18 protein-coding genes are annotated in these 22,961 nt (G+C 56.9%); 10 read left to right on the top strand and 8 right to left on the bottom strand.

Annotation, left to right across the window (positions count from 1 at the left end; translation table 11 throughout):
- Window positions 1–26: 26 nt before the first annotated feature.
- From Q0Y21_RS04055 to Q0Y21_RS04030, 6 genes are all read right to left on the bottom strand, one after another.
- A complete protein-coding gene (locus Q0Y21_RS04055) occupies window positions 27–3,755 on the bottom strand; it encodes an AsmA-like C-terminal region-containing protein (protein WP_297791800.1) in 3,729 nt (1,242 codons plus the stop codon).
- A 23-nt stretch (window positions 3,756–3,778) separates the two neighbouring features.
- Window positions 3,779–5,257, bottom strand: coding sequence for a ribonuclease G (gene rng / locus Q0Y21_RS04050; protein ID WP_297791798.1), 1,479 nt, complete (start codon window positions 5,255–5,257; stop codon window positions 3,779–3,781).
- Complete coding sequence (locus tag Q0Y21_RS04045; RefSeq protein WP_297791796.1) at window positions 5,250–5,852, bottom strand: Maf family protein; 603 nt, start codon at window positions 5,850–5,852, stop codon at window positions 5,250–5,252. Before Q0Y21_RS04045 ends, rng begins: the two co-directional genes overlap by 8 nt.
- A 9-nt stretch (window positions 5,853–5,861) precedes the next feature.
- Window positions 5,862–6,338: a rod shape-determining protein MreD gene (gene mreD / locus Q0Y21_RS04040; RefSeq protein WP_297791794.1), complete on the bottom strand. Its 477-nt coding sequence runs from the start codon at window positions 6,336–6,338 to the stop codon at window positions 5,862–5,864.
- On the bottom strand, window positions 6,338–7,225 hold the full coding sequence (gene mreC / locus Q0Y21_RS04035) for a rod shape-determining protein MreC (protein ID WP_297791792.1): 888 nt from the start codon (window positions 7,223–7,225) through the stop codon (window positions 6,338–6,340). The genes mreD and mreC overlap by 1 nt, the downstream gene beginning before the upstream one ends.
- Before the next feature lie 129 nt (window positions 7,226–7,354).
- Window positions 7,355–8,395, bottom strand: coding sequence for a rod shape-determining protein (locus tag Q0Y21_RS04030; protein WP_012136306.1), 1,041 nt, complete (start codon window positions 8,393–8,395; stop codon window positions 7,355–7,357).
- 374 nt (window positions 8,396–8,769) lie between these two features.
- Here Q0Y21_RS04030 and gatC point away from each other — a divergent pair, with 374 nt between their 5' ends.
- From gatC to gatB, 3 genes are read left to right on the top strand one after another with little or no spacing between them, the layout of a single operon-like run.
- Window positions 8,770–9,057 carry an Asp-tRNA(Asn)/Glu-tRNA(Gln) amidotransferase subunit GatC gene (gatC, locus tag Q0Y21_RS04025; protein WP_297791790.1) on the top strand — a complete coding sequence of 96 codons (288 nt, stop codon included), beginning with the start codon at window positions 8,770–8,772 and terminating at the stop codon, window positions 9,055–9,057.
- A gap of 32 nt (window positions 9,058–9,089) precedes the next feature.
- Window positions 9,090–10,547 carry an Asp-tRNA(Asn)/Glu-tRNA(Gln) amidotransferase subunit GatA gene (gene gatA, locus Q0Y21_RS04020; RefSeq protein ID WP_297791788.1) on the top strand — a complete coding sequence of 486 codons (1,458 nt, stop codon included), beginning with the start codon at window positions 9,090–9,092 and terminating at the stop codon, window positions 10,545–10,547.
- A 21-nt stretch (window positions 10,548–10,568) separates the two neighbouring features.
- Window positions 10,569–12,035 carry an Asp-tRNA(Asn)/Glu-tRNA(Gln) amidotransferase subunit GatB gene (gene gatB / locus Q0Y21_RS04015; RefSeq protein ID WP_297791786.1) on the top strand — a complete coding sequence of 489 codons (1,467 nt, stop codon included), beginning with the start codon at window positions 10,569–10,571 and terminating at the stop codon, window positions 12,033–12,035.
- A gap of 416 nt (window positions 12,036–12,451) precedes the next feature.
- Here the strand turns inward: gatB and rimO are convergent, their stop codons facing one another.
- Window positions 12,452–13,795, bottom strand: a complete 1,344-nt coding sequence (gene rimO, locus Q0Y21_RS04010) for a 30S ribosomal protein S12 methylthiotransferase RimO (RefSeq protein ID WP_297791783.1) — start codon at window positions 13,793–13,795, stop codon at window positions 12,452–12,454.
- A gap of 398 nt (window positions 13,796–14,193) precedes the next feature.
- Between rimO and Q0Y21_RS04005 the strand changes: the two genes are divergently transcribed.
- From Q0Y21_RS04005 to Q0Y21_RS03975, 7 genes are all read left to right on the top strand, one after another.
- Complete coding sequence (locus Q0Y21_RS04005) at window positions 14,194–14,604, top strand: PilZ domain-containing protein (protein ID WP_297791781.1); 411 nt, start codon at window positions 14,194–14,196, stop codon at window positions 14,602–14,604.
- A gap of 171 nt (window positions 14,605–14,775) precedes the next feature.
- Window positions 14,776–15,684 (top strand): sulfate adenylyltransferase subunit CysD, encoded by a 909-nt coding sequence (gene cysD / locus Q0Y21_RS04000; protein WP_297791779.1) that lies wholly within the window; start codon window positions 14,776–14,778, stop codon window positions 15,682–15,684.
- Window position 15,685: 1 nt separating this feature from the next.
- Window positions 15,686–17,344 carry a sulfate adenylyltransferase subunit CysN gene (gene cysN, locus Q0Y21_RS03995; RefSeq protein ID WP_297791777.1) on the top strand — a complete coding sequence of 553 codons (1,659 nt, stop codon included), beginning with the start codon at window positions 15,686–15,688 and terminating at the stop codon, window positions 17,342–17,344.
- Window positions 17,345–17,451: 107 nt separating this feature from the next.
- Window positions 17,452–18,465, top strand: a complete 1,014-nt coding sequence (locus Q0Y21_RS03990) for a nucleoid-associated protein (protein WP_297791775.1) — start codon at window positions 17,452–17,454, stop codon at window positions 18,463–18,465.
- A gap of 296 nt (window positions 18,466–18,761) precedes the next feature.
- Window positions 18,762–19,415, top strand: a complete 654-nt coding sequence (locus Q0Y21_RS03985) for a transporter substrate-binding domain-containing protein (RefSeq protein ID WP_297791773.1) — start codon at window positions 18,762–18,764, stop codon at window positions 19,413–19,415.
- Window positions 19,416–19,504: 89 nt separating this feature from the next.
- Complete coding sequence (locus Q0Y21_RS03980) at window positions 19,505–21,547, top strand: DUF2235 domain-containing protein (RefSeq protein ID WP_297791771.1); 2,043 nt, start codon at window positions 19,505–19,507, stop codon at window positions 21,545–21,547.
- Window positions 21,547–22,149 carry a DUF2931 family protein gene (locus Q0Y21_RS03975; protein ID WP_297791769.1) on the top strand — a complete coding sequence of 201 codons (603 nt, stop codon included), beginning with the start codon at window positions 21,547–21,549 and terminating at the stop codon, window positions 22,147–22,149. The genes Q0Y21_RS03980 and Q0Y21_RS03975 overlap by 1 nt, the downstream gene beginning before the upstream one ends.
- Window positions 22,150–22,173: 24 nt before the next feature.
- Here Q0Y21_RS03975 and trmH read toward each other — a convergent pair whose 3' ends face one another.
- Window positions 22,174–22,923: a tRNA (guanosine(18)-2'-O)-methyltransferase TrmH gene (trmH, locus tag Q0Y21_RS03970; RefSeq protein WP_297791767.1), complete on the bottom strand. Its 750-nt coding sequence runs from the start codon at window positions 22,921–22,923 to the stop codon at window positions 22,174–22,176.
- Window positions 22,924–22,961: the final 38 nt, after the last annotated feature.

Here is a 22,961-nt window from a genome sequence, read left to right as displayed (position 1 = left end):
CCGTGGTAATGCCGGATTATTTGGAATCACTCGCCGGTATCAAAAACTCGCCGCAGGTCTACCTCCGGATTTTCCCAGCTTCCGGTTACACTATAGGTCGCACTGGTCAGTTTACTCAATGGGTCACCGAGGACCTTGTCCAGCACAAACAGCGCTCCACCAATCGGCGCCCCCGCCCCCATCAACAACGCTGCCAATGGAAGATTCTGTGTCAGGGGCAGTACCACCACCAATCGCATATCCAGGATTTCTTCCGCCATATCCGTTGTGCCCGACAACTTGAAGGCTCCCGATGGCCCGACCACCTGCAACTCCGGGTCCCAGCTGAGCAGCCCGTCGGTGATCACCGCAGTGCCGGAAATGGCATCAAACGCTACCCCCGCTTCGTACAAATCGGAGAAATCCAGCTGCAAACGACGCCACAAAGTATCCGCATTCAGCAAGTTGAATACACGGAACAGCTGGGCGGAGTTATTGCGCTCCAGGATGACACCATCATCCAGTCGCAGGCTCACCGTACCACTTAACGCCTCAAGCCCGAACTCGTTGGGACGGCCAGGCCAATCAAGGTCGAGCCGGATCGCGGTTTCTTTATTTCGCAACGGGATATCGGCATCGAGCAGGTTGCCGAGATCGCCAAGGGTGCCGCCCTCTATATCACCCGCGAAGCGGGTCGTTTCCCGATCGCCGGCGATACTCCAGGTCATGTCACCAGTGAGGTTCAGAGAATTGAGCCGCCCTTCGATCTCCTCGACCCGCAGGCGGAAAGGCTCGGGCCGCAAGCGGAAGGACCAGCGACCCAACTCATCGCCATTGAGCCGGAGTCGGGCAATGCTCAAGTCGATATCCGGCCATTCCCCGATCTCCAGGGCACGAAATGCCTCGAGTTGTTCGTCTACGGTCAGTAACGCCCTCTGGTCATCCGTTTCCTCACCCTCACGAATCAGGTGCAGGCTCTCAAAATCAGCGATGATCGCGTCGTCATTGTCCGGCAAAACCACACGACCCACTGCCCGCTCTGACCGGGTACTCAGTACCCACCGATCCCCCAGGTCGCTGGCCACGACGTCAATGTCTGTTAACAACTGGCGTCCCAACCAGAGGCGTTCAATATCCAGATCAAAACCGCTGTCTCTTTTCAGCAGACTGAGGGACAGGCGGTTTTCCCAGGTGACATCCATACCAAGCTCACCCTTCCGGGTTGGATCGATGACGGCACTCAGTACAGTTTCTTCATCCGCGGTTTTCGCCAGTGGTTCGGGCCAGTTGACTGACACCCCTTTCAGGTTTGAGCGGATGGTGACGGTCGAGGCGGTGTCCGGCGACACATCCAGTGTAGCGGTGTAATCCGTTACCCCATTCATGCCCAGATCCATGTCTCCTTCCAGGCCTGCACGGGCAAATACCTGCGGCAAACTAACCTGCCCCCGTTGCCGAATCGTTATGCCCTCATCGTTAGTACTGCGGGACAGTGAGACTGTCACCGGATCGTTGAAGAACACCGCTTTTAACGGCTCGCCGGAAAACCCGGTTGCCGTGCTGAAGCCAAGCTGCCCGGACAGTTGCTCCCATGCCAGGTCTGCTTCCGGGTAAACCACCTGACCGTTTTCCGTCGCAACCCGGACGTCCACAGCCGGCTCATCAGTTCCGTCCAGGGGCATTTCCAGGCCAAGGTCCAGGTGATAGTCACCACCCAACCTGACACTCCGTCCGGCGGAGCCCGCCATCTCACCCAGCGGGCTGTTGTCCATCCAGTAGGCGACCGCCGATCCCGGCCCCGAAGCGGAAGCATCCACAGCCAGGCGGACACTGCCGTCCAATGGTTCCACCCGTACCTCGCTCTGCTCGAGCTCCAGTTGTCCGGTAGTACCCCGCTCCAATTCTACCCGGGTCAAACCATTGTGAATGAACACTTCGCCGCGGGCGTTTTCCACCGCCGGCCAGCGCTCATCGTATTGCACTGCGGCGTTATCAAACCGGTATCGCATGGACGACACAAATGAGCCCTTGGGCGCGCCCCGATTGATCAGTCCATGGCCATAATAGACACCCTCGGTGATGTCCGCTTCGGTAATGGCCGTGGTCAACCAGTCGTACAGTTTCGGATCAACCAAACGCACCGGTACAAAATCGGCGAGCATGTCGGCCTGGGCGTCACGAACGCCCACGCGCAAACTGAGGTTGTTTTCGCCTTCGCGATCCAGGCGAAGATCGAATGCCCCGGTCCATTCGGTTTGCGCTCCATAGTCCAGGCGAATGTCGTCAGACCATACCCGGGTGATGGGACCATCCAGTTGCCATGCGACCCGGGTGCGAAGTGATGACATGGGCCAAGTGCCACGGAACAATAATGGGAAGCCTAAGGTCACTTGTTCGCTATCGGCCTCAACATAGCCCCCGCGGTGATCCATCAACAGACGACCATCCAGACCCCGAACCTCCGGAGCCCCGCGGAATGCCTCTACACTGACCTCATCCAGTACGCCGGAAAGCTTAAAGCCTTCACCACCAGGGCCGGGCACCTGCATCCGCAACTCATTGAGCCTGCCGCCCGGGCGATAATTCTCCAGGGCCCGGGCTGCCACTGCCGGCAGGAGACCAACACTGGATATCACGCGCCGCAGCGGTCGCAAGGGCACCTCGTCCGCGATGATATCCGTCCCTTCGGAACGCTGTCTTACTCGCAGGTCAAACGGTGACACCTGATCACCGTCCCAGGTCCACTCCAGGTCATTGAGGTGAAACTCACCAGCGCCCGCCAGGGTTTCAAGATCAACTGGATCTTCGTCAGTAAGGCCAGTCTCGCTTCGGCGCCACCCGAATCTGGCACGAATATCCTCCAACGGCGCCAGGGATTCACCGCCCACCCCCAGCTGCAGGTATGGAGTTTCAACCGTACCGGTCACCTGCTCCAGCCTTCCGTCACGAAAAGTCAGCCAGGCATGACCGCCAAGATCGAAACCTTCAACGCGGATGTCCCGCCAGCTGTACTCGTCAATCAAACCATCAAAAAGCCGCCCGGAATTCACGTCAACATAAAGCTGTCCGTTGAAATCCCCCCGGAAGAAATGCTGTCCCAGCAGGTTAAAGCTGGCCAACTGCACAGTGGTCCCCGCCTGCATGGCCCGCCCGGAAGCCATAAACAGGCCACGGCGGTAGACCATATCCAGCTGCGGAATGTCGAGATATCGAACCTGGTCGTTGTTGTCCCTGATACCCAGGTTCACCCGGGTTATTTTGACTCGGGGCTCAGACAGCCAGGCTCCGGCGCGATCCAGCCACAGCTTCAGGTCATTGGTCACCGGCTCCGGCAGATCCGCACCCTCAACAGTGACCTCACCCCGCGGGGTCTGACTCAGAGTAAGGTCCAGGCCGTCGGCCTCGAAATCGGCAAAGACGATGCGAAGGCGGAACAATGAGGACAGGGTATCCAGACGAATACGGAGTTGTTGCAGGGAAGCCGCTACTTCGCTGCCATCTTCGCTCAGGATGACCAGGTTGCGGGCGTCAAGGGATGGGTCCAGCCAGTTCCAGCTGGAACTCAGGGAGCCTATGGAGATCTCGTGCCCCAGTTTCTGGGATAGACGGGTCTCGATATCATCGCGAAAGCTGTCTATGTTCTGGGTCAGTTGCCGCCCTATGCCCGCATACAGCGCCAGCAGGACCAGTGCCACCAGCAACAGCCACCACACCAGGCTGGCCAGCCGGGAAACCAGCCGGACCGGTGTGCTTTCCGGATCCTGGTCATCGATCATGGGCGACATCGCTTACCTGGTGACTACAGCAGGACTACGTCGTACTGTTCCTGGCTGTAAAAGGGCTCGACCTGGAACCGAATGGTTTTCTCAATAAAGGTTTCCAGATCGGCAACGTTATCGGATTCCTCATCCAGCAGGCGGTCCACCACGCTCTGGGAAGCCATCACCAGGTAGCTCTCCGCGTCGTAGGCACGGTTGACCCGGAGAATTTCCCGGAACACCTCATAGCATACGGTTTCGCTGGTTTTCAGGAAGCCACGACCATCGCAGATGGGACAAGGCTCACAGAGGATCTGGCCAAGGCTCTCCGTGGTTCGTTTGCGGGTCATCTCAACCAGCCCCAGTTCCGACACCCCGGTGATCTTGGTCTTGGCGTGATCCCGTTCCAGCATTTTCTCCAGCATCCGATGAACCTGCCGCTGGTGCTCGGTGTCTTCCATATCGATAAAGTCGATGATGATGATGCCGCCAAGGTTTCGCAGTCGGAGCTGGCGACTGATCGCGCGGGCCGCTTCCAGGTTGGTCTTGAAGATGGTTTCTTCCAGGTTCCGGTGCCCGACAAATGCCCCGGTATTGATGTCGATGGTGGTCATCGCCTCGGTCTGATCGATGATCACGTAACCGCCTGACTTGAGCTGCACCTTGCGGCTGAGCGCCTTCTGGATTTCATCTTCCACGGAATACAGATCGAAGATGGGACGCTCGCCGGGATAATACTCCACTTTGTCGGAGAACTCGGTCACGAATTCTTCCACAAACTCCATCACCCGCTGGTGGCTCTCCCGGCTATCGATACGGACCTTTTCGGTTTGAGGTCGGATCAGGTCACGAATGGTACGGATAAACAGAGGCAGATCCTGATACACCACCGTCGGCGCCTGGACCCGGGCAATGCGTTCATGGATGGACTGACTGAGGCGATGCAGGTACTTCATATCACCGATCAGGTCATCCGCCGCAGCGGCTTCCGCAGCGGTGCGGATAATATACCCACCCTGCACGTCGGTTTGTTCGGCGGCAGCCTCTTCCACCAGAGTTTTTAACCGTGTGCGTTCCGCGTCATCCTCAATACGCTGGGAAATACCAACGTGGTAAATCCCCGGCATAAACACCAGATAGCGGGAAGGAATCGATAACTGGGTCGTAAGGCGGGCCCCCTTGGTGCCAATCGGGTCCTTGGTTACCTGCACCACCAGGGATTGTCCCTCGCGCAGGAGCGTACGGATATCCGGGACGACTTTCGGGGAGTCATTGCCATCGTCGGACGACTGTCCGTTCACCACATCGGAAGCGTGAATGAAAGCGGCCCGTTCCAGCCCGATATCGACAAACGCCGCCTCCATACCGGGCAGCACCCGAACAACCTTACCCTTGTAAATATTGCCGACAATCCCCTTGCGGCTGGTGCGCTCGATGTAGGCTTCCTGCAGCATGCCGTTTTCGACAAGAGCCACCCTTGTCTCGACCGGGGTAACGTTGATCAGTATTTCTTCACTCATTGTGGCTCTCCAGACTACGTTGCCAGACTTTCCAGACCGGGTAACCGGCTTGCGCCAGCAGCGTGGCAGTTTCCTGCAGCGGCAAACCCACGACTGAGCTGTAACTGCCTCGTATTTCCTTCACAAAAATACCACCAAGCCCCTGAATTCCATAACTGCCAGCTTTGTCCATCGGCTCGCCGCTTGCGATATAGGCGCGGATCTCCTCCGGACAAAGCTCCCGGAAGGTCACATCGGTAATCACCACACGGGTATAACACTGCCCACCCGCTGCCAGTGCAACCGCTGTCATGACCTGATGGGTATGACCGGACAGCCGGCCCAGCGTTGCTTCCGCATCGGCGGCGTTCACGGGTTTACCCAGAATGTCTCCGCCAAGCACCACCGAGGTATCGGACCCGATAACAATCTCATCGGGATCCGAGACCCCGGCAACGGCTTTTTCCCTGGCCAGGCGTTCCACATAGGCGGATGGTGATTCATCACCCTGCGGTGTTTCATCAATGCCCACAGGCCGGGTATGAAAAGGCACACCGATTTGCGTCAACAGTTCGGCGCGTCTTGGGGAGGCCGAAGCCAGAATGATGGACTGCATGGGAACACCCTATCCCAGTTTGCGGTTGAGATTATCCAGCAGCACGCAGACAAACGGCCAGACAAGCGCGCTGCTCAGGGCTGGCCAGAGATAGCTGAACCCTGCATCCTCACCGCCCAGTATCTGCTTGATGAAGTGCACCAGCATCTGGTTGATACCAATCAACAGAAACACCATCAGGCACTGCTGTGGTATGGGGTACATTCGCAGGCGTTGATGAATGGTCAGAACCAGGAACGCTATCAAGGCCATCCCCAGAGCATTAACGCCAAGATGTGTGGCCTCCAGAACGTCGAGTAACAAGCCCAGACACCAGGCAAATACTATCCCGAACTGCGCCGGCGCACGGAAGGCCCAGTAGAACACCATCAGGCCCAGCCACTCGGGACGGAACTCAAACCACCCCACTGGAAACAGGGAAATACTCAATACCAGTGACAGGATGATACTGATGGCAAATACCGGGTAACTGATCACGGATAACATCAGCCGTCCTCCCCTTCGCCAGGTTCAACATTCACCGTGGCACCGTCCTGGCCAGGTGTATTGCCGTCCTCGTCTTTTTTCCCTTCCGGCGGGAACACAACCAATACCAATCGACTCTGGTTCAGACGGGCCTTTGGCGTTGCCTCAATATTCACGAAGGGTTCACCCGATTCCTTGGTAATGCTGGCCACCTCGGCTACTGGATAGCCTTCGGGGAAGCGCCCGCCCAACCCCGAGCTGACCAACAGGTCGCCTTCCCGGATGTCGGCCGTGTCTGGCACGTGTACCAGTTCCAGGGCATTGATATCGCCGTTACCGAGCAGGATGGCCCGCAGACCATTACGGACGACTTCGACGGGCACTGCGTGACTGCTGTCGGAGACCAGCAAGACTCGTGAAGTGAAGCTGCTGGTTTGCTGTACCTGTCCCAGCAGGCCATGGGCATCGAGGATCGCCTGACCAACGGTCACACCGTCTCGGCTGCCCTTGTTAATGACGACTTCGTGGGAGAACGGGTCTGGTGACACGCCGACGATTTCACCCACGATGACCCGGTCGTCCAGGACTTCGGAGGAGTTCATCAAACGGCGGAGTTCATTGTTTTCGGATGCGAGAGCGGCGTACTTCAGGGCCCTGCGCTCAAGGATCAGCAGGCGCGCCCTGAGGTCTTCATTTTCAGCCTGGAGGTCTTCCCGGGTGGTAAACAGGCCAGCAACCCAGTGCTCGAGCTCGGAAGGCGCGTTGCCCAGCCAGTGGATCGGAGCAAGGCCGGTGCCGATCACGCTGCGGACAGGCATCAGTCTGTCGAAGCGGGCATCCGCAACGATCATGACCACTGAAATGACAATCACCAGCAATAGTCTGAAGCCGGGAACGGGGCCTTGCACGAAGATGGTCTTAATGGCTGATCCTCCCGCCATTAAATACCGGGCAGATACGACAACCGCCGCAGAGGAAATCCACCTGCGGCGGTCGGGGATATAAGGGTGTCAGGCGTGATGCCAGTACCACTGCTTTTACCCCTCCTGGGAGAACATTCCGATTCCGCCCCGGTCAATCACTTCCAGTGCCTTGCCGCCACCACGAGCCACACAGGTCAGCGGATCTTCGGCAATGATCACCGGCAGGCCAGTCTCTTCACTGATCAGCTTGTCCAACCCACGCAGCAGGGCGCCACCACCTGTCAGCACGATTCCGCGCTCGGCGATGTCAGATGCCAGTTCGGGCGGAGACTGTTCCAGCGCGCTTTTCACGGTCTGAACAATCTGGGCCAGTGATTCCTGCAGCGCATCAAGAATTTCCTCGCTGTTCAGGGTGAAGGCCCTGGGAACGCCTTCGGCCAGGTTACGACCGCGAACGTCAATTTCGCGGATATCCAGGCCTTCGTAGGCGCAGCCGATTTCGTGCTTGATGCGCTCGGCGGTGGAGTCGCCGATCAGGCTGCCGTAGTTGCGGCGTACATAGGTAACGATGGCTTCGTCGAATTTGTCACCACCAACCCGGACGGATTCGGCATAGACGATGCCGTTCAGGGAAATGATGGCAATCTCGGTGGTACCACCACCGATATCGACGATCATGGAACCGCTGGCTTCTTCTACCGGCAGGCCAGCGCCGATCGCCGCGGCCATGGGTTCTTCGATCAGATAGACTTCACGGGCACCCGCACCGAGAGCGGACTCACGGATGGCTTTACGCTCAACCTGGGTAGACTTGCTCGGTACGCACACCAGCACTCGCGGGCTGGGGGTAATAAAGCTGTTCTCATGCACTTTGTGGATAAAGTGCTGCAGCATTTTTTCTGTCACCACGAAGTCTGCGATTACGCCGTCTTTCATGGGGCGGATGGCGGTAATGTTTCCGGGCGTACGGCCCAGCATCCGCTTAGCTTCGGAGCCAACTGCTGCGACCATTTTCTGGGAGTTACTGGTGCGAATGGCCACAACGGAGGGCTCATTCAGCACAATTCCGCGCTCGCGCACGTATATAAGGGTGTTCGCGGTGCCCAGGTCGATGGACAGGTCGCTTGAGAATAAACCTCGGAGTCTTTTAATCAACATTCGTGTAGTTTCAACCTGAGAGTTGCAGTCGCAGAAAAGATGCGGCAACTTTAGCAGCGAGCACCCCCGCAGGCAAGGCACGATCGGGCCCTGAGCCTATCCATTAACACTTTGCCACAACTTTGCCACACAAAGCGGCCCCCCTCCCGCTTGTGTTCGAATCTGTTACCATACGACCTTCATTTCTGTCGGTTGGTGCAAGAACTGCCGGGAATGACCTTTCCGAAACACGCTGTAAATACGTCCATGTACGCTTGGGCTCCGCCATCCCTGGCTCCGCACAGTTTCGGAAAGGTCATTCCCGGCAGCTCCCATACCTCGGGCAGCACGCACCTTAAGTTACTGAAATTTCATTTACCCTGGGAGGCAATGTGACCATTTCCCGCAAGGACATTGAGAAAGTCGCTGTCCTCGCCCGCATTCGCGTGGACGAGGAGCAGGTCTCGGCACTTGAGAAAGACCTGGGCAATATTCTGGACCTGGTCGATCAGCTGGGGGCAGCGGATACCGCCGATGTGGAGCCCCTGGCCCACCCGCTTGATGCAGTTCAACGCCTGCGCAAAGACGAGGTGACCGAGACCAATCAGCGGGAAGCGTTCCAGGCCATAGCGCCAGCCACTGAAGACGGTCTTTATCTTGTACCACGCGTTATCGAGTGATCGGACGAACAGCGACGTAAACAGGAAGTATCATGCATAACAAATCTGTAGCAGAGCTCTCCCGCGAACTGGAACGTGGTGAGATTTCCAGCGTGGAGCTTACTCAACAGTTTCTTGACCGTATCAAGCAGGAAGACGGTCGGTTCAACAGCTTCATTACCGTGACCGAAGAGCAGGCACTGGCGGACGCTAAGGCGGCGGACGAACAGCGTGCTGCCGGTAACGCGACGCCCTGGACCGGGGTGCCCTTCGCTCACAAGGATATTTTCTGCACCAATGGCGTTCGCACCACCTGTGGTTCGAAGATGCTGGAGAATTTTGTTCCCCCCTATGACGCCACAGTCACGGGAAATTTCCGCAAGGCCGGCGCAGTGTGTCTTGGCAAGACCAATATGGATGAGTTCGCCATGGGCTCTTCCACGGAGTCGAGCTATTTTGGCGCCACCACCAATCCGTGGGGACTGAGCCAGGGCGATAAGCGGGTTCCCGGTGGCTCGTCCGGCGGTTCTGCTGCAGCAGTTGCCGCCCGACTGGTGCCGGCAGCGACGGCGACGGATACCGGCGGGTCTATCCGCCAGCCGGCGGCACTGTGTGGCATTACTGGTCTGAAGCCGACCTACGGGCGGGTTTCCCGTTACGGCATGATCGCCTTTGCCTCCAGCCTGGATCAGGGTGGCACCATGGCGAGAACCGCCGAGGACAACGCGCTGATGCTGAACGTGATGGCCGGCTTTGATCCGAAGGACTCCACATCTATTGACCGGGAGTTGCCGGATTACACCGCGACGCTGAATGAGCCATTGAAAGGCCTGAAGATCGGGCTGCCGAAGGAGTACTTCAGCGACCAGCTCAGCCCGGCCATGGAAGAGCAGGTTCGCAATGCGGTGAAGGAATACGAGAAGCTGGGTGCGACAGTCAAAGAGGTATCACTGCCCAACGCCAAACTGGCGATTGCCGCTTACTACGTGATTGCACCGGCCGAGGCGTCCGCCAACCTGTCCCGTTTTGACGGCGCGCGTTACGGTTACCGCTGCGACGATCCGAAAGACTTGATGGACATGTACACCCGTACCCGTGCGGAAGGTTTCGGCACCGAGGTCAAGCGTCGGATTCTGGTGGGCACCTATGCGCTGTCGGCTGGCTATTTTGATGCTTACTACCTCAAGGCCCAGAAAGTCCGTCGCCTGATTCAGCAGGATTTTATCAATGCCTTCAAGGAAGTGGACGTGCTGATGAGCCCAACCTCGCCGTCACCGGCGTTTGTTCAGGGCGAGAAGACCAACGATCCGGTCACCATGTACCTGGAAGACATTTTCACCATCGCCGTGAATCTGGCCGGCGTACCGGCCATGTCGGTGCCGGCAGGTTTTGTCGACGGACTTCCGGTTGGCCTGCAAATTATCGGGGATTACTTCTCCGAAGCCCGACTGCTGAACGCCGCCCATCAGTTTCAGCAAGCAACCGACTGGCACCAGCGTGAACCGCAATAAGCCCGAGACAGGAGAATGAGTATGCAATGGGACATTGTGATCGGGCTGGAAATTCACGTTCAGCTCGCCACCAAAACCAAGATCTTTTCCGGCTCCAGCACCGCTTACGGTGCCGAGCCCAACACCCAGGCCAACGCGGTTGATCTGGCAATGCCTGGCACCCTGCCCGTGCCCAATGAGCAGGCGTTCCGCTACGCGGTCATGTTTGGCCTGGCGGTCAATGCCGAAATCGAGCGTCGCTCGGTGTTTGAACGCAAGAACTATTTCTACCCAGACCTGCCCAAGGGCTACCAGACCACCCAACTGGAGCGCCCGATTGTTGGGCCCGGCTATGTGGACATTGATCTGGCCAGCGGCGAAACCAAGCGCGTGCGCATTCACCACGCCCACCTGGAAGAAGATGCGGGCAAATCCCTGCACGATACCTTCTATGACGAACTTGGCCACGGCATGTCCGGCATCGACCTGAACCGCGCCGGCACGCCGCTGATCGAGGTGGTCACCGAGCCGGACATGACCAACGCCGAGGAAGCGGTGGCGTTCGCCAAAAAGCTGCACAGCATCGTGACCTCGTTGGGCATCTGCGACGGCGACATGTCCCAGGGCTCCATGCGCTTTGACGTGAACATCTCACTGAAACCGAAGGGCTCCGAGACTCTGGGCACCCGTACGGAAACCAAGAACCTGAACTCCTTCCGCTTCATGGAGCAGGCCATCGCCCACGAGGTGGAGCGTCAGATGGACATTCTGGAAGACGGCGGCACCATCGTGCAGGAAACCCGCCTCTACAACGGCGACCGGGACGAGTCCCGCTCCATGCGGACCAAGGAAGAAGCCAACGATTACCGCTACTTCCCCTGCCCCGACCTGCTGCCGGTGGAGATCGATGATTCGTTCATTGAAGAGGCCCGCAACAGCCTTCCGGAACTGCCGGATGCCCGTAAGGCGCGGTTCATGGATCAGTACGGCCTCAATGACTACGATGCCGGCCTGCTCGGTGGCGACTCAAAACTGGCCGCTTTCTTCGAGGAAGCCGTCAGCCACGGGAAAGATGCCAAGCTGACGTCAAACTGGATCCAGGGCGAGTTCTCCGCACGCCTGAATGCCGAAGAGAAAACGGTAGCCGACTCTCCCATCTCCGGTGCCCAGCTGGGCGACCTGGTGGTGCGGATTGCCGACAACACGATTTCTTCTGCTGGCGCCAAGAAGGTGTTTGAAGCCCTGTGGAGCGGCGAGAATGACAATGTCGACGCCATCATCGATGCCAAGGGCCTGAAGCAGGTGTCTGACACCGGCGCGCTGGAGGCAATGGTCGACGAAGTCCTGGCCGGCATGCCGGATCAGGTGGCCCAGTATCAGAACGAGGAAGATCCCAAGAAGCGCAAGAAGATGCTCGGCGGCTTCATGGGGCCCCTGATGAAGGCCTCCAAGGGCCAGGGGAATCCAAAGCTGTTTAACGAGATTCTTGTTAAGAAGCTTGGGGGGTAAAAGGTCGGCTTTGGGTCTTGCATGTTTGGTGAGGCCCTAGCCTGCCTGATTGTGGGGAGGGGTGTGTTTGATGCCCCTTCCCAAAAACCGCTACGAGCACATCCATGTGCGCTTCTCTCCGGCCATCCATGGCCTCCGAAATTTTTGGGAAGGGGCATCAAACACACCCTTCGGTCAACACAGTAATCTCCAAAGACAAACTACGCCGGGTTACGCTTCGCTAATCCGACCTACAGCGAGCCTTGTCCTTGGCGTTATCTCCGAGTATGGCGGCCTTGGCGGGCGGCTCCTCCCAAAAATTTGCGGAGCCAGGGATGGCGGAGCAGAAGCGCCACAGGGATGTGCCGAAGGAGCGTTTTTTGGGAGGAGCCGCCCGCCAAGGCCCTCCCCCATATCTGTCAGGCTAGGAGCCCAAGTCAGACGAGCCGACCCCATAGATCATGCTCATCAGCATGCTCGACGACGGCCTGAACAATCTGCCCGGGTGCCAGGTCGGTTTCGTCGTTGAGATAAACCATGCCGTCAATCTCCGGAGCATCAGCCTTGGAGCGGCCAATGGCACCCTCTTCGTCGACTTCGTCGATCAGCACATCAATAGTTTGACCGATCTTGGCCTGCAAGCGAGCGGCGGAGATCTGGGCCTGCTTTTCCATGAAACGGGCCAGGCGCTCTTCTTTTACTTCCTCGGGTACCGCGCCCTCGATTTCGTTGGCTTTGGCGCCTTCCACCGGGCTGTATTTGAACGCGCCGACGCGATCCAGCTGAGCTTCGTCGAGCCAGTCCAGCAGGTACTGGAAATCCTCTTCCGTTTCACCGGGGAAACCGACGATGAAGGTGGAGCGGATGGTCAGCTCGGGGCAGATTTCACGCCACTTGCGGATGCGCTCCAGAGTCTTGCTATCGTGGGCCGGGCGCTTCATGGCCTTGAGAACTCGCGGGCTGGCGTGCTGGAACGGAATATCCAGGTACGGCAGGATCTTGCCTTCAGCCATCAACGGAATCACATCGTCCACGTGGGGATAGGGATACACATAGTGCAACCGCACCCACACGCCCATTTCACCCAGCGCTTCACACAGTGACTGCATTTTGGTTTTCAGGGGCCGGCCCTGCCAGAAGCCGGTGCGGTACTTGGTATCGACACCGTATGCCGAGGTGTCCTGGGAGATCACCAGCAGTTCTTTGACACCGGCGTCCACCAGGCGCTTGGCTTCGTCCATGACATCACCGATGGGGCGGCTGACCAGATCACCCCGCATGGACGGGATGATGCAGAAGGTGCAGCGGTGGTTGCAGCCTTCGGAAATCTTCAGGTACGCGTAGTGTCTGGGCGTCAGTTTCACACCCTGGGGCGGAACCAGATCAGTGAAAGGGTCGTGCTCTTTTTTCGGTGGCACGAACTGGTGGACCGCGCCAACCACTTCTTCATAAGCGTGAGGACCGGATACCGCCAGCACACCCGGATGGGTGTCGCGGATTTTGTCTGCCTCCACACCCATGCAGCCGGTCACGATGACCTTGCCATTTTCATTGATGGCTTCGCCAATGGCGTCCAGGGACTCCTGCTTGGCAGCATCGATAAACCCACAGGTATTCACCACCACAATATCAGCATCGTCGTAGGTTGGCACAACGTCATACCCATCCAGCCGCAACTGGGTGAGGATGCGTTCGGAATCGACCAGTGCTTTCGGGCACCCAAGGCTGATAAAGCCGACCTTGCCGCTGCCGGTTACGGAGGTTTGTGGTTTGTCTGTCATATACGCGCCAGGATTCCTGGGGCACATCGCCCACGAGTGAGTTTAGGGCGACAGTTTACCTCAGCACGCTGAAGGCCTGAAGCAATACCGGTAACGAACGCCCGGGAAGTAACTCACTGGCATGACCGCGAAGGTAAAAGTTTCTGACGCCTCGTTCAGAATTAAGTCACAAAACTGACACTAATAACGACAGACATGTTGCTGTTCAGCAATTAAACAATTAGACTTTCAGATAGTTATAAAAATATGCACTACATCTTCATCAAATGACCAGGCTACTCGACACAGCGATCGAGTAATTCACTAACCCTGTTTTCAAAGGTCAGTTCCGGGAATTTTGGACGAGCGTTATGGGAAAGGCAGCCAACTTTGAGACCAAACACGCCAAAAGAGTCAGAATGAAACCAGTTGCCTTCAAGACAAATCTTCGTAACCAACAGCGGGTGGGCGTCTCCGTGGATGTCACCATTGAACGGAAAGATGGCAGCTGTCTGACCTGCAAAATCGCTAACCTTTCCCGAACCGGCATTATGATTTCCTGCGATCAGGCCCTGGCAAAAGAACTGGTTCCCAGCCAGAAGGCGCCGGTTCCCGGCAGCGTTATTCCCGTTACCGCAAGGTTTTCCGTCCCGGTGGTACCAACCCAGCCCGTGTCCGTTATTGCAGAAGGCAACATCGTCCATATGCGCCGTATCGCCCGCGACGAATTCCACGTCGGCATTCAATTTGCGGAATTTGAAGGCAATGGGTACGACTACGTGGATCGCTACGTCAGCAAACTGCTCTCCTCTTCTGACACACCGTCCTGACCGGCGAAGAAGCGACTAGCCGTAACGCCCCACCCTATGGGCATGCTCCCGATATATTCATATAGCACCAAACTCTAGTTACACACCTTCTTATACCCTAATCGCCTCTGGTATAGTTGCTCTACTCACACGCAAAGCCACTTTCGGCACGCAAGGCGGCAACGGAATACGATGACCACATATAACCTGACCCATCTCAAACAGCTGGAAGCTGAAAGCATCCACATCATTCGGGAGGTCGCGGCCGAGTTCGATAACCCGGTCATGCTTTACTCCATTGGCAAGGACTCAGCGGTAATGCTGCACCTGGCCCGCAAGGCCTTTTACCCGGGCAAGCTTCCTTTCCCGCTGATGCACATCGACACCACCTGGAAGTTCCGGGACATGATCGAGTTCCGTGATCGCAAGGCAAAGGAGTACGGGCTGGACCTGATCGTCCACAAGAATGAGGACGGCATCAAGCAGGGTATCGGCCCGTTTACCCACGGTAGCGCCAAGCACACCGATGTCATGAAAACCCAGGCCCTGAAGCAGGCCCTGGACAAGTACAAATTTGATGCCGCGTTTGGTGGTGCCCGCCGGGACGAAGAAAAATCCCGCGCCAAGGAACGCGTGTACTCCTTCCGCGACGCCTACCATCGCTGGGACCCCAAGAACCAGCGCCCGGAGCTCTGGAATACCTACAACGGTAAGATCAACAAGGGCGAGAGCATCCGCGTATTCCCGCTGTCCAACTGGACCGAGCTGGACATCTGGCAGTACATCTACCTGGAAAACATCGAGATTGTCCCCCTGTATTACGCCGCCAAACGCCCGGTGGTGGAGCGCGACGGCACGCTGATCATGGTGGACGACGACCGTATGCCCCTGGAAGAAGGCGAAAAGCCGATGATGAAATCCATCCGCTTCCGCACCCTGGGCTGCTACCCGCTGACCGGCGCCATTGAATCCGAGGCAGACACACTGCCGGAGATCATTCAGGAAATGCTGCTGGCCACCAGCTCCGAACGTCAGGGCCGCGTGATCGACCACGATTCGGCCGGCTCCATGGAACAGAAAAAGCGGGAAGGGTACTTCTAAGATGTCACACCAGTCTGATCTGATCGCCGAGGATATTCAGGCCTACCTGAAGCAACACGAAAACAAGGAACTGCTGCGTCTGCTGACATGCGGCAGTGTCGACGATGGTAAAAGCACCCTGATCGGCCGCCTGCTCCATGACACCAAGATGATCTACGAAGATCACATGGCCAGCCTGAAGACCGACAGCGCCAAAGTGGGCACCACTGGTGAAAAGTTGGACCTGGCCCTGTTGGTGGACGGGCTGCAGGCCGAGCGGGAACAAGGCATTACCATTGATGTGGCCTACCGTTATTTTTCCACGGACAAGCGCAAGTTCATCATCGCCGACACCCCGGGCCATGAGCAGTACACCCGCAACATGGCCACCGGGGCCTCTACGGCGCAGCTGGCTATTCTGATGATTGACGCCCGCTACGGGGTGCTGACCCAGACCCGCCGGCATTCGTACATTGCGTCCCTGCTGGGCATCCGCCACATCGTGGTGGCCATCAACAAGATGGATCTGGTGGACTTCAGTGAGGAGCGCTTCAACGAGATCAAGGATGATTACCTGGCGTTCGCCGCCAAGCTCGGCCTGAAAGACATCCGTTTCGTGCCAATCTCAGCCCTGGAAGGCGACAACGTGGTCAACCGGAGCGAGAACACTCCCTGGTTTGACGGCCAGCCGTTGATGGAAATCCTGGAGACCGTGGAAGTATCCCGGGACAAGAACCTGGAGCACTTCCGTTTCCCGGTTCAGTACGTCAACCGTCCCAACCTGAACTTCCGCGGGTTTTGCGGCACCATCGCGTCCGGTGTTATCCACCCCGGCGACAAGGTCATGGCCCTGCCCTCCCGCCGTACCAGTACGGTCAAGGACATCGTTACCTTTGAAGGGAACATGGAAGAGGCTTACATCGACCAGGCCGTCACCCTGACCCTGAATGATGAGATCGACATCAGTCGTGGTGACATGCTGGTCAAGGCGGAAGATGAGCCGGAAGTGGGCAACCGCTTCAACGCCAACATCGTGTGGATGACCGACGCCCCCCTGGAAACCGGTCGCCTGTATGACATCAAGCTGGGACCAACGTTCACCTCTGGTACCGTGAAAACCATTCATCACCAGACTGACGTGAACACCCTTGAGCAGAATGCCAATCCAACAGAGCTTCAGCTCAATGAAATCGGCCTTTGCGAGCTGACCCTGAGCCAGCCGATCGCATTTGACGCCTACCCACGCAACCACGCGACTGGCAGCTTTATCGTGATCGACAGGTTGACCAACGTTACGGTGGGCGCCGGTATGATTGCCGGTACCGCAAGTGACGTGGAATCCCTGGAACCGGTCAGCGTGGAAGAACGTGCCCGTCGCCTGGCCCAGAAGCCGGCCATTATTGCCTGTAACGGCAAGCAGGCACCGGCGCTGGCACTGGCTGTGGAGCGCGCACTGTTTGATCAGGGCAAGACCACCGTCGTGCTCAGCGAGGATAACGCGGGCACGGTTGAGGATCGCCGGCGCACGGCGCAATTGCTGTCCGCCCACGGGCTGATCGCGGTTGCGGTTAACCTGGGTTCCGATGTGGCCACCGCTACGGCTTCCGCAGACAGCGATCAGGACATTCCTGGCGCAGTTAACGAGCTGGTGCAGGACCTGGTTCGCAACAAGCGGATCTAACTCAGCGTAACCCGACATTTAACGGTTGATGAAAACCGGTACAATGCAAAGCCCTGAAGGTCAGCCCTCAGGGCTTTGTTTTTTACTAACCAGGGATAAGCGATTTCATGGCCATCAAGCAGCTTCGTACTCTCTTTGCCAGCCAGTACCAACCCGGACAACCAGCACGGGTGCGTCCGGGTGAGCCGCTGACCGAGCCGGGCGGCGACTACGAGGCCCTTCACAAACAGATGAAGCGCCTGTTCAACAGTAAACCCGGCAAGAAATACGGCCGCTTCTCCGATGATATCGGCGAGAGTCCTTTCAGCAGCTGGCTGAAGGACTACCTGGAAGACAAGCAATCCTTTGCCTCCCTGACCGACCGCCTGTTCGGCCAATGGCAGGAACTGCTGAACGGCGCCCAGGAGGAGTTTGAGGGGCACCTGATGATCGTTCACGAAGCCCTGGCCGATTCGGAGGTGGTCTACCTGCTGATTCTGGAGAACGACAGCGCCATGCGTTTCGATGCCAAACAGACGCTGGACGCTACCGACATCCTGAGCCTGTCCCGCCTGAATCTGGCGGCCCGTATCGAACTGGACGACTGGCGCGGCGACAACCCCGGCGAGAATTATCTGACCCTGGTACACGCCCGTGGTACCGGTGAAGGCGGCGACCTGTTCATCAAGCTGTGTGGTTTCACCAATCAGGTGGATGTGGAAAAAGAAACCGTGACGTTCCTGGATGCGGTGGAAGCTTTTGCAAAGACCTCCGAGCCGGAAGAAGCCGGAAAAGTTCGCGCCCGTGCCTATGAATTCTGCAAGGAACAACATGCCCTGGGCGAGCCCGTTGCGATCGAGGCGCTATCCGGCTACCTCGATGAGAGCCAGCCCGAGCGTTTCAAGGAGTTTGCCTCCCAGGCCACAGAAATGCCCGAAAGCGGGGTACTGCACCCGGACCACCGCAAGGTCAAGAAACTGGTGCGCATCGCCGGTTCCGGTGGTGGCATGAGCGTGTCATTCTCATCGGACCTGGTGAACCAGGCGGTCTATTACGACAAGGACAAGGACGCCTTGACCATTACCCGGTTGCCGAAGGCACTTCGCGAGCAACTGCAGCGGTACCTTGAGAGCCGCGACTAACCCCGCACGCGGAGGTGTCGCCCGGCACCTCCCTTCCCCCTCTTCTGACCTCACGCATCGCTTTCGTTTTCTGGCCGGTGACCTAATATTAATTGAGAACAAGCGTTGCTCTCGCATTACCAGCCGCGGGTACAAAACACAGCTGGAGGGACATCCTTCAATGGTAGGCTGCAATGAAAGTGCTCTCGCTGTATTCATACGTTTCAGCTGTTTGCCGAATCTGCAAAACCTTTCTCGCGCTGTCAGCTTTGGTGTGGTCAATACCCACTACCGCCACAGAACCACCCTGCCTTGTAGTGAATGGCCCAACAAGTGATCAGACTCTTACCAATGCCAACGCAGAATGGACACAGCACGTTATAGAACGCCTGAAGGTTCGGGGTGTCGACTGCGAAGCAGTGAATATTGAACACTGGGCAAGAGCCAACAAGATGTTCCGCGACGGGACGGCGGATGTCCTTTTCCCTGAAATAGTGGGTGACTCGGCACAACCCGGTATAACCGGTATGCCGGTTGCCCTGACCTACGGCTTCGTGATTTTCACCCGGTACGACACAGGGCCACTGGACGCGATTGAAAGCCTGGAGGGCCTTAGAGTTGGCATCATTCGGGGGCGATTTTATCCAAATGAGTTCCTGAATCACCCGGGAATCCAGATTCAACGTACCAATTCGCTTGAGCAAAACATGCATATGCTGGCGCTCGAGCGAATAGATGCCACTATCGAGTACCAGTCCGATGGCGTGGCACTTCTGGGCCGCCTGGGACTGCGCGCCATGATTCATCATGGCGACGAGTTTGGAGTCAATGAGCTCGCCTATCGGTTTCATCTGTCAGATCGGGGCATCTGGCTGAGGCACCACTTTGATGCCGCAGTACAGGAACTCATTGAAGATGGTACTTATAAACAAACCTTTACCGGAACAAGCCAGCGATTAATCACCGACTGATTGAAATGTGACACAAAACGGTTACATTAGCCCGGAATTCGGTATGCTTATCCCGCCGAAAAACAAAACGTCAGCAAGGAGTGGTGACGATGCAACTCAAGCGGTCAATGGATTTGACCCCCCACGATATCCCACGGATAGAAAGTCCGTTTCTGGCGGCCTCCGAGACCCGCCACAAAATCAACGCAGGACATTTCCGCGAACACGAACTACGCACACTGCTAAGGTTACAGCCCTATGACCGGGCAGACCTCTGCGAGTTGACCGTGAATCTGGTCGCTGCAGGCGACGCGTTTCTGGTCCACGGACCAATGGACGAAGGCCCCTTGTCTCCAGTGGTCACTTGGCGAGAGAACCCGGATCTGGCCAGCGGAGGCGAGTGGAAGCCCAGTAGCGAACTGCCCTTTGGCCTCAGCTACCCCATGCAGGACCTGAACGCGTCTCAGCTGACACCGCAGGATATAAAGCGTGGACCGCTCTGCATGGACTCGCCCGAGCCCGCATTTCACCAACGCCCTAAAACGGACGAGAACCAACAGCATCAGCCCCGACAGGCATCCTCCACCCTCGAATCAGAGGCCTCGGTGATGGCTACTACCATTGCCGGCATTAACTCCGGGGAAGACACGAGCGAACAGAAAGAAGAGGAGCCGGAGGTTCATGTTGAGGTGGGGATTTTTACTGATGGGACGTTGAATAACGCGTTTAATAGCCAGCTTTTAGCACAGGAACTGGAAAAGGAATGTCAGAAATCCGGCGAATACGATGAGATCGAAATAGCCGAGTGTAGACGACGTTTGGGGTTAATGATGGGAAGCAGCTACAGGAATACGCCCAGTAACGTGGCCAAACTTTGGGAGTTGTATCCAGACAACGACTTACAAGACAAAAACTCCCGTAGGTACCAGCTAAAAGTATACGCAGCAGGTGTTGGCACTGAAACCGGAGATGGGGATTCTTTAATCAGCTCAGCAACTGGCATGGGAGATACTGGAATCATCCAGCAAGTAGTGAAGACCTTCCAAGAACTGGCTTCACAGATTGAAATTCGGGTTCAGGGTAAACAAATTCACAAGTTAGTTTTTGATATATTCGGCTTCAGTAGAGGCGCTGCGGCAGCCCGACATGCAATTTACGAAATAAACCGAAAAGAGAAAGGTATCTTCGGAAAAGCCCTGCATGCCCGTGGATTAGCTTGGCCTAAAGCGATGGAGATCAGGTTTGTAGGATTGTTTGATTCTGTGGCAGCAATACTGAACATCGCTAATGGGGATCTCAGTGCAGCAAATGACAATAACGTGCCAGTCAGACTTTTTCTCGATCCGGAGAACGTCACAAAGGCTGTTCAGCTGACGGCAGAGCATGAACATCGGAAGTTATTTGCACTTAATAGCCTCCGCGGCCCGGATACAAAGTTACCTCCAAACTTTCGGGAAATTAAACTGCCTGGAGCACACTCTGACATTGGAGGCGGATACCCCGAACTGCAGCACGAGGATGTGCTCATCAGCCCTCTCCACCCTATCAGCCGCGATCGATTCCCTTGGCCCCAAGAAACTATGCAGTGGGATACCTTGAAGGCTCTGAAGAAAGACATCGAATCAGAACGTTGGATCGGAGAATACAGCCTCCCCGTTGCTCAGCCTCCTGCCCGTAATCCTGGCACAGAAACCCGCAATGATCAGGGAGAGCCGCGACTGGAGATTTTCACAAAAAGATCCGAGCACCCCGCTCCTGATGGTAGGGTCGAACTTGCACTCCGAATGTACCGCTCGATCAACGGAGGATACTCTCGCGTTGCCCTTGCCCTAATGCATAGATTGGCCAAACAGTCGGGTGTTATTTTTACGCCTATCCCAAATAGTGGGAACACACGAATACCAGAAGAACTAACCCCCATACATCAAAGCCTTCAGGAGCAAATTGACGCTGGTGAGAACTCTCCAAGGTTGAACACTCCGCAGCTCAATCTTTTGATTCAGCGCTACATCCACTACTCGGCTCATTACAACAGCATAAATACAGCCATAAAGGGTGTTCCATTGAGCCTTAGGATTCTACGTAACTTCAATACCAACATGCCCGAAGATGGGAGACAGCGGACCGTCTACTTCAACACGGAGAATAACTGATGCTTACCATCTGTCTCAGATTCGCGATCTGCATCACATTGATTGCCTGCCAAGGCTGCACGTCCATGACAAGCGAGACTGGAGAATACCGCCGAGTCACATTCGCAGCCCCAGAGCACTATGAAGTTTGGCTTGTGGATGTTCTTCTGGAAAAAAGCGGCGAACGCAGCTGGCGCCAACCCGGAGGCACGGTGAAATGCTGCTGGGAGGGGCCAAAAGGCCCCGCTGGGCCGGGAGCAGCCGCAGACCCGTTCCCAGAACTAATCTGGATACACTGGTTTTCTTTTGCCGAGCAAGAGTACTACGCACACTTGATCCGCATTCCTGCGGATTTAAATGAGCGAATGCGCGATCCAGCGAGAGTCATAACTAATTTCGACATCCGAGAGGTGCCACGTCACACCCTTACAATCGGCTTGGCGCCCGGTGGGAAGATTGTTATGTGGATTCAGAGCCAGATCGGCAATGAAATTGAAGTAATGCGCCTGCAAGCCAAACCCGTTGAAGGGGACCCATCGCATTTCCAGGAAAGAACGAAAGCGTATCTGAAGGAACACGGCGACTACCTGAAAACTCACGGCCTGCAACTGGACAAATGGTAATCCGCAAACCACCGGGAAGTCGGATCAGCTCTGATCCGACTTCTCAATAGCAGGGACGTCCGGTGCATCATCCCAGCGGGGGCGGTTCTTGCGTAGCTCACGAACGCCCTGCATCCAGGCGACACCATCAATAAGCTCGCCAGTCTCCGGGTCAATGGGCGGATAAGGCAGCTTGCGGTCGTCGCAGTAGCGTTTCACCGTTGGCTGGCACCAGCAGAACAGCAGTCGGTTGTACTCGTCGTCCGGCAGGCGCCGGTCATCGTAAAGGCCTGCGGCTTTTCGCTGGCGCTGGGCTTCTGCGAGGATAATCGCGCAAGCGGCGGAGACATTCAGGGACTCCACCATGCCCATCATTGGTATCACGATGTGTTCGTCCGCTACTTCGGCCGCACTGGCGCTTACCCCATCGACCTCATTGCCCATGATCACTGTACAGGGCACGGTGAAGTCGGCGTCCCGGTAATCAATGGCACGGTCCGAAAGCTGTGCGGCGTATAACTTGTGGCCCTGCCCTTTCAACGCACCAATGGCATCTTCCATGGTGCGGTGGGTGTGGGTGGTCACCCAGCTGTAGCTGCCACCGGCGGTTTTTCGGAACGCTCGAAAGCCTTCCTTCGGCCAGACGGCGTGCATATTGGCCAGGCCAAACGCATCACATGACCGAATGATGGCGGACAGGTTTCTGGGTTTATGGACCTGGTCGGTAAGGACGCTGAGATCCGGTTGGCGAGTGTTCAGGGTTTGTTTAATTCGGGCCAGGCGTTCAGGGGTCATAGCGTTGTATGGGTTGGTTGTTGGGTTGTCGGAGATCC

This window comes from uncultured Marinobacter sp., from assembly GCF_947259545.1.
In the GTDB taxonomy this organism is placed as follows: Bacteria; Pseudomonadota; Gammaproteobacteria; order Pseudomonadales; family Oleiphilaceae; genus Marinobacter.
Note: the sequence above shows the minus strand (reverse complement) of the source record. Positions and strands in the feature narration are given on the sequence as shown.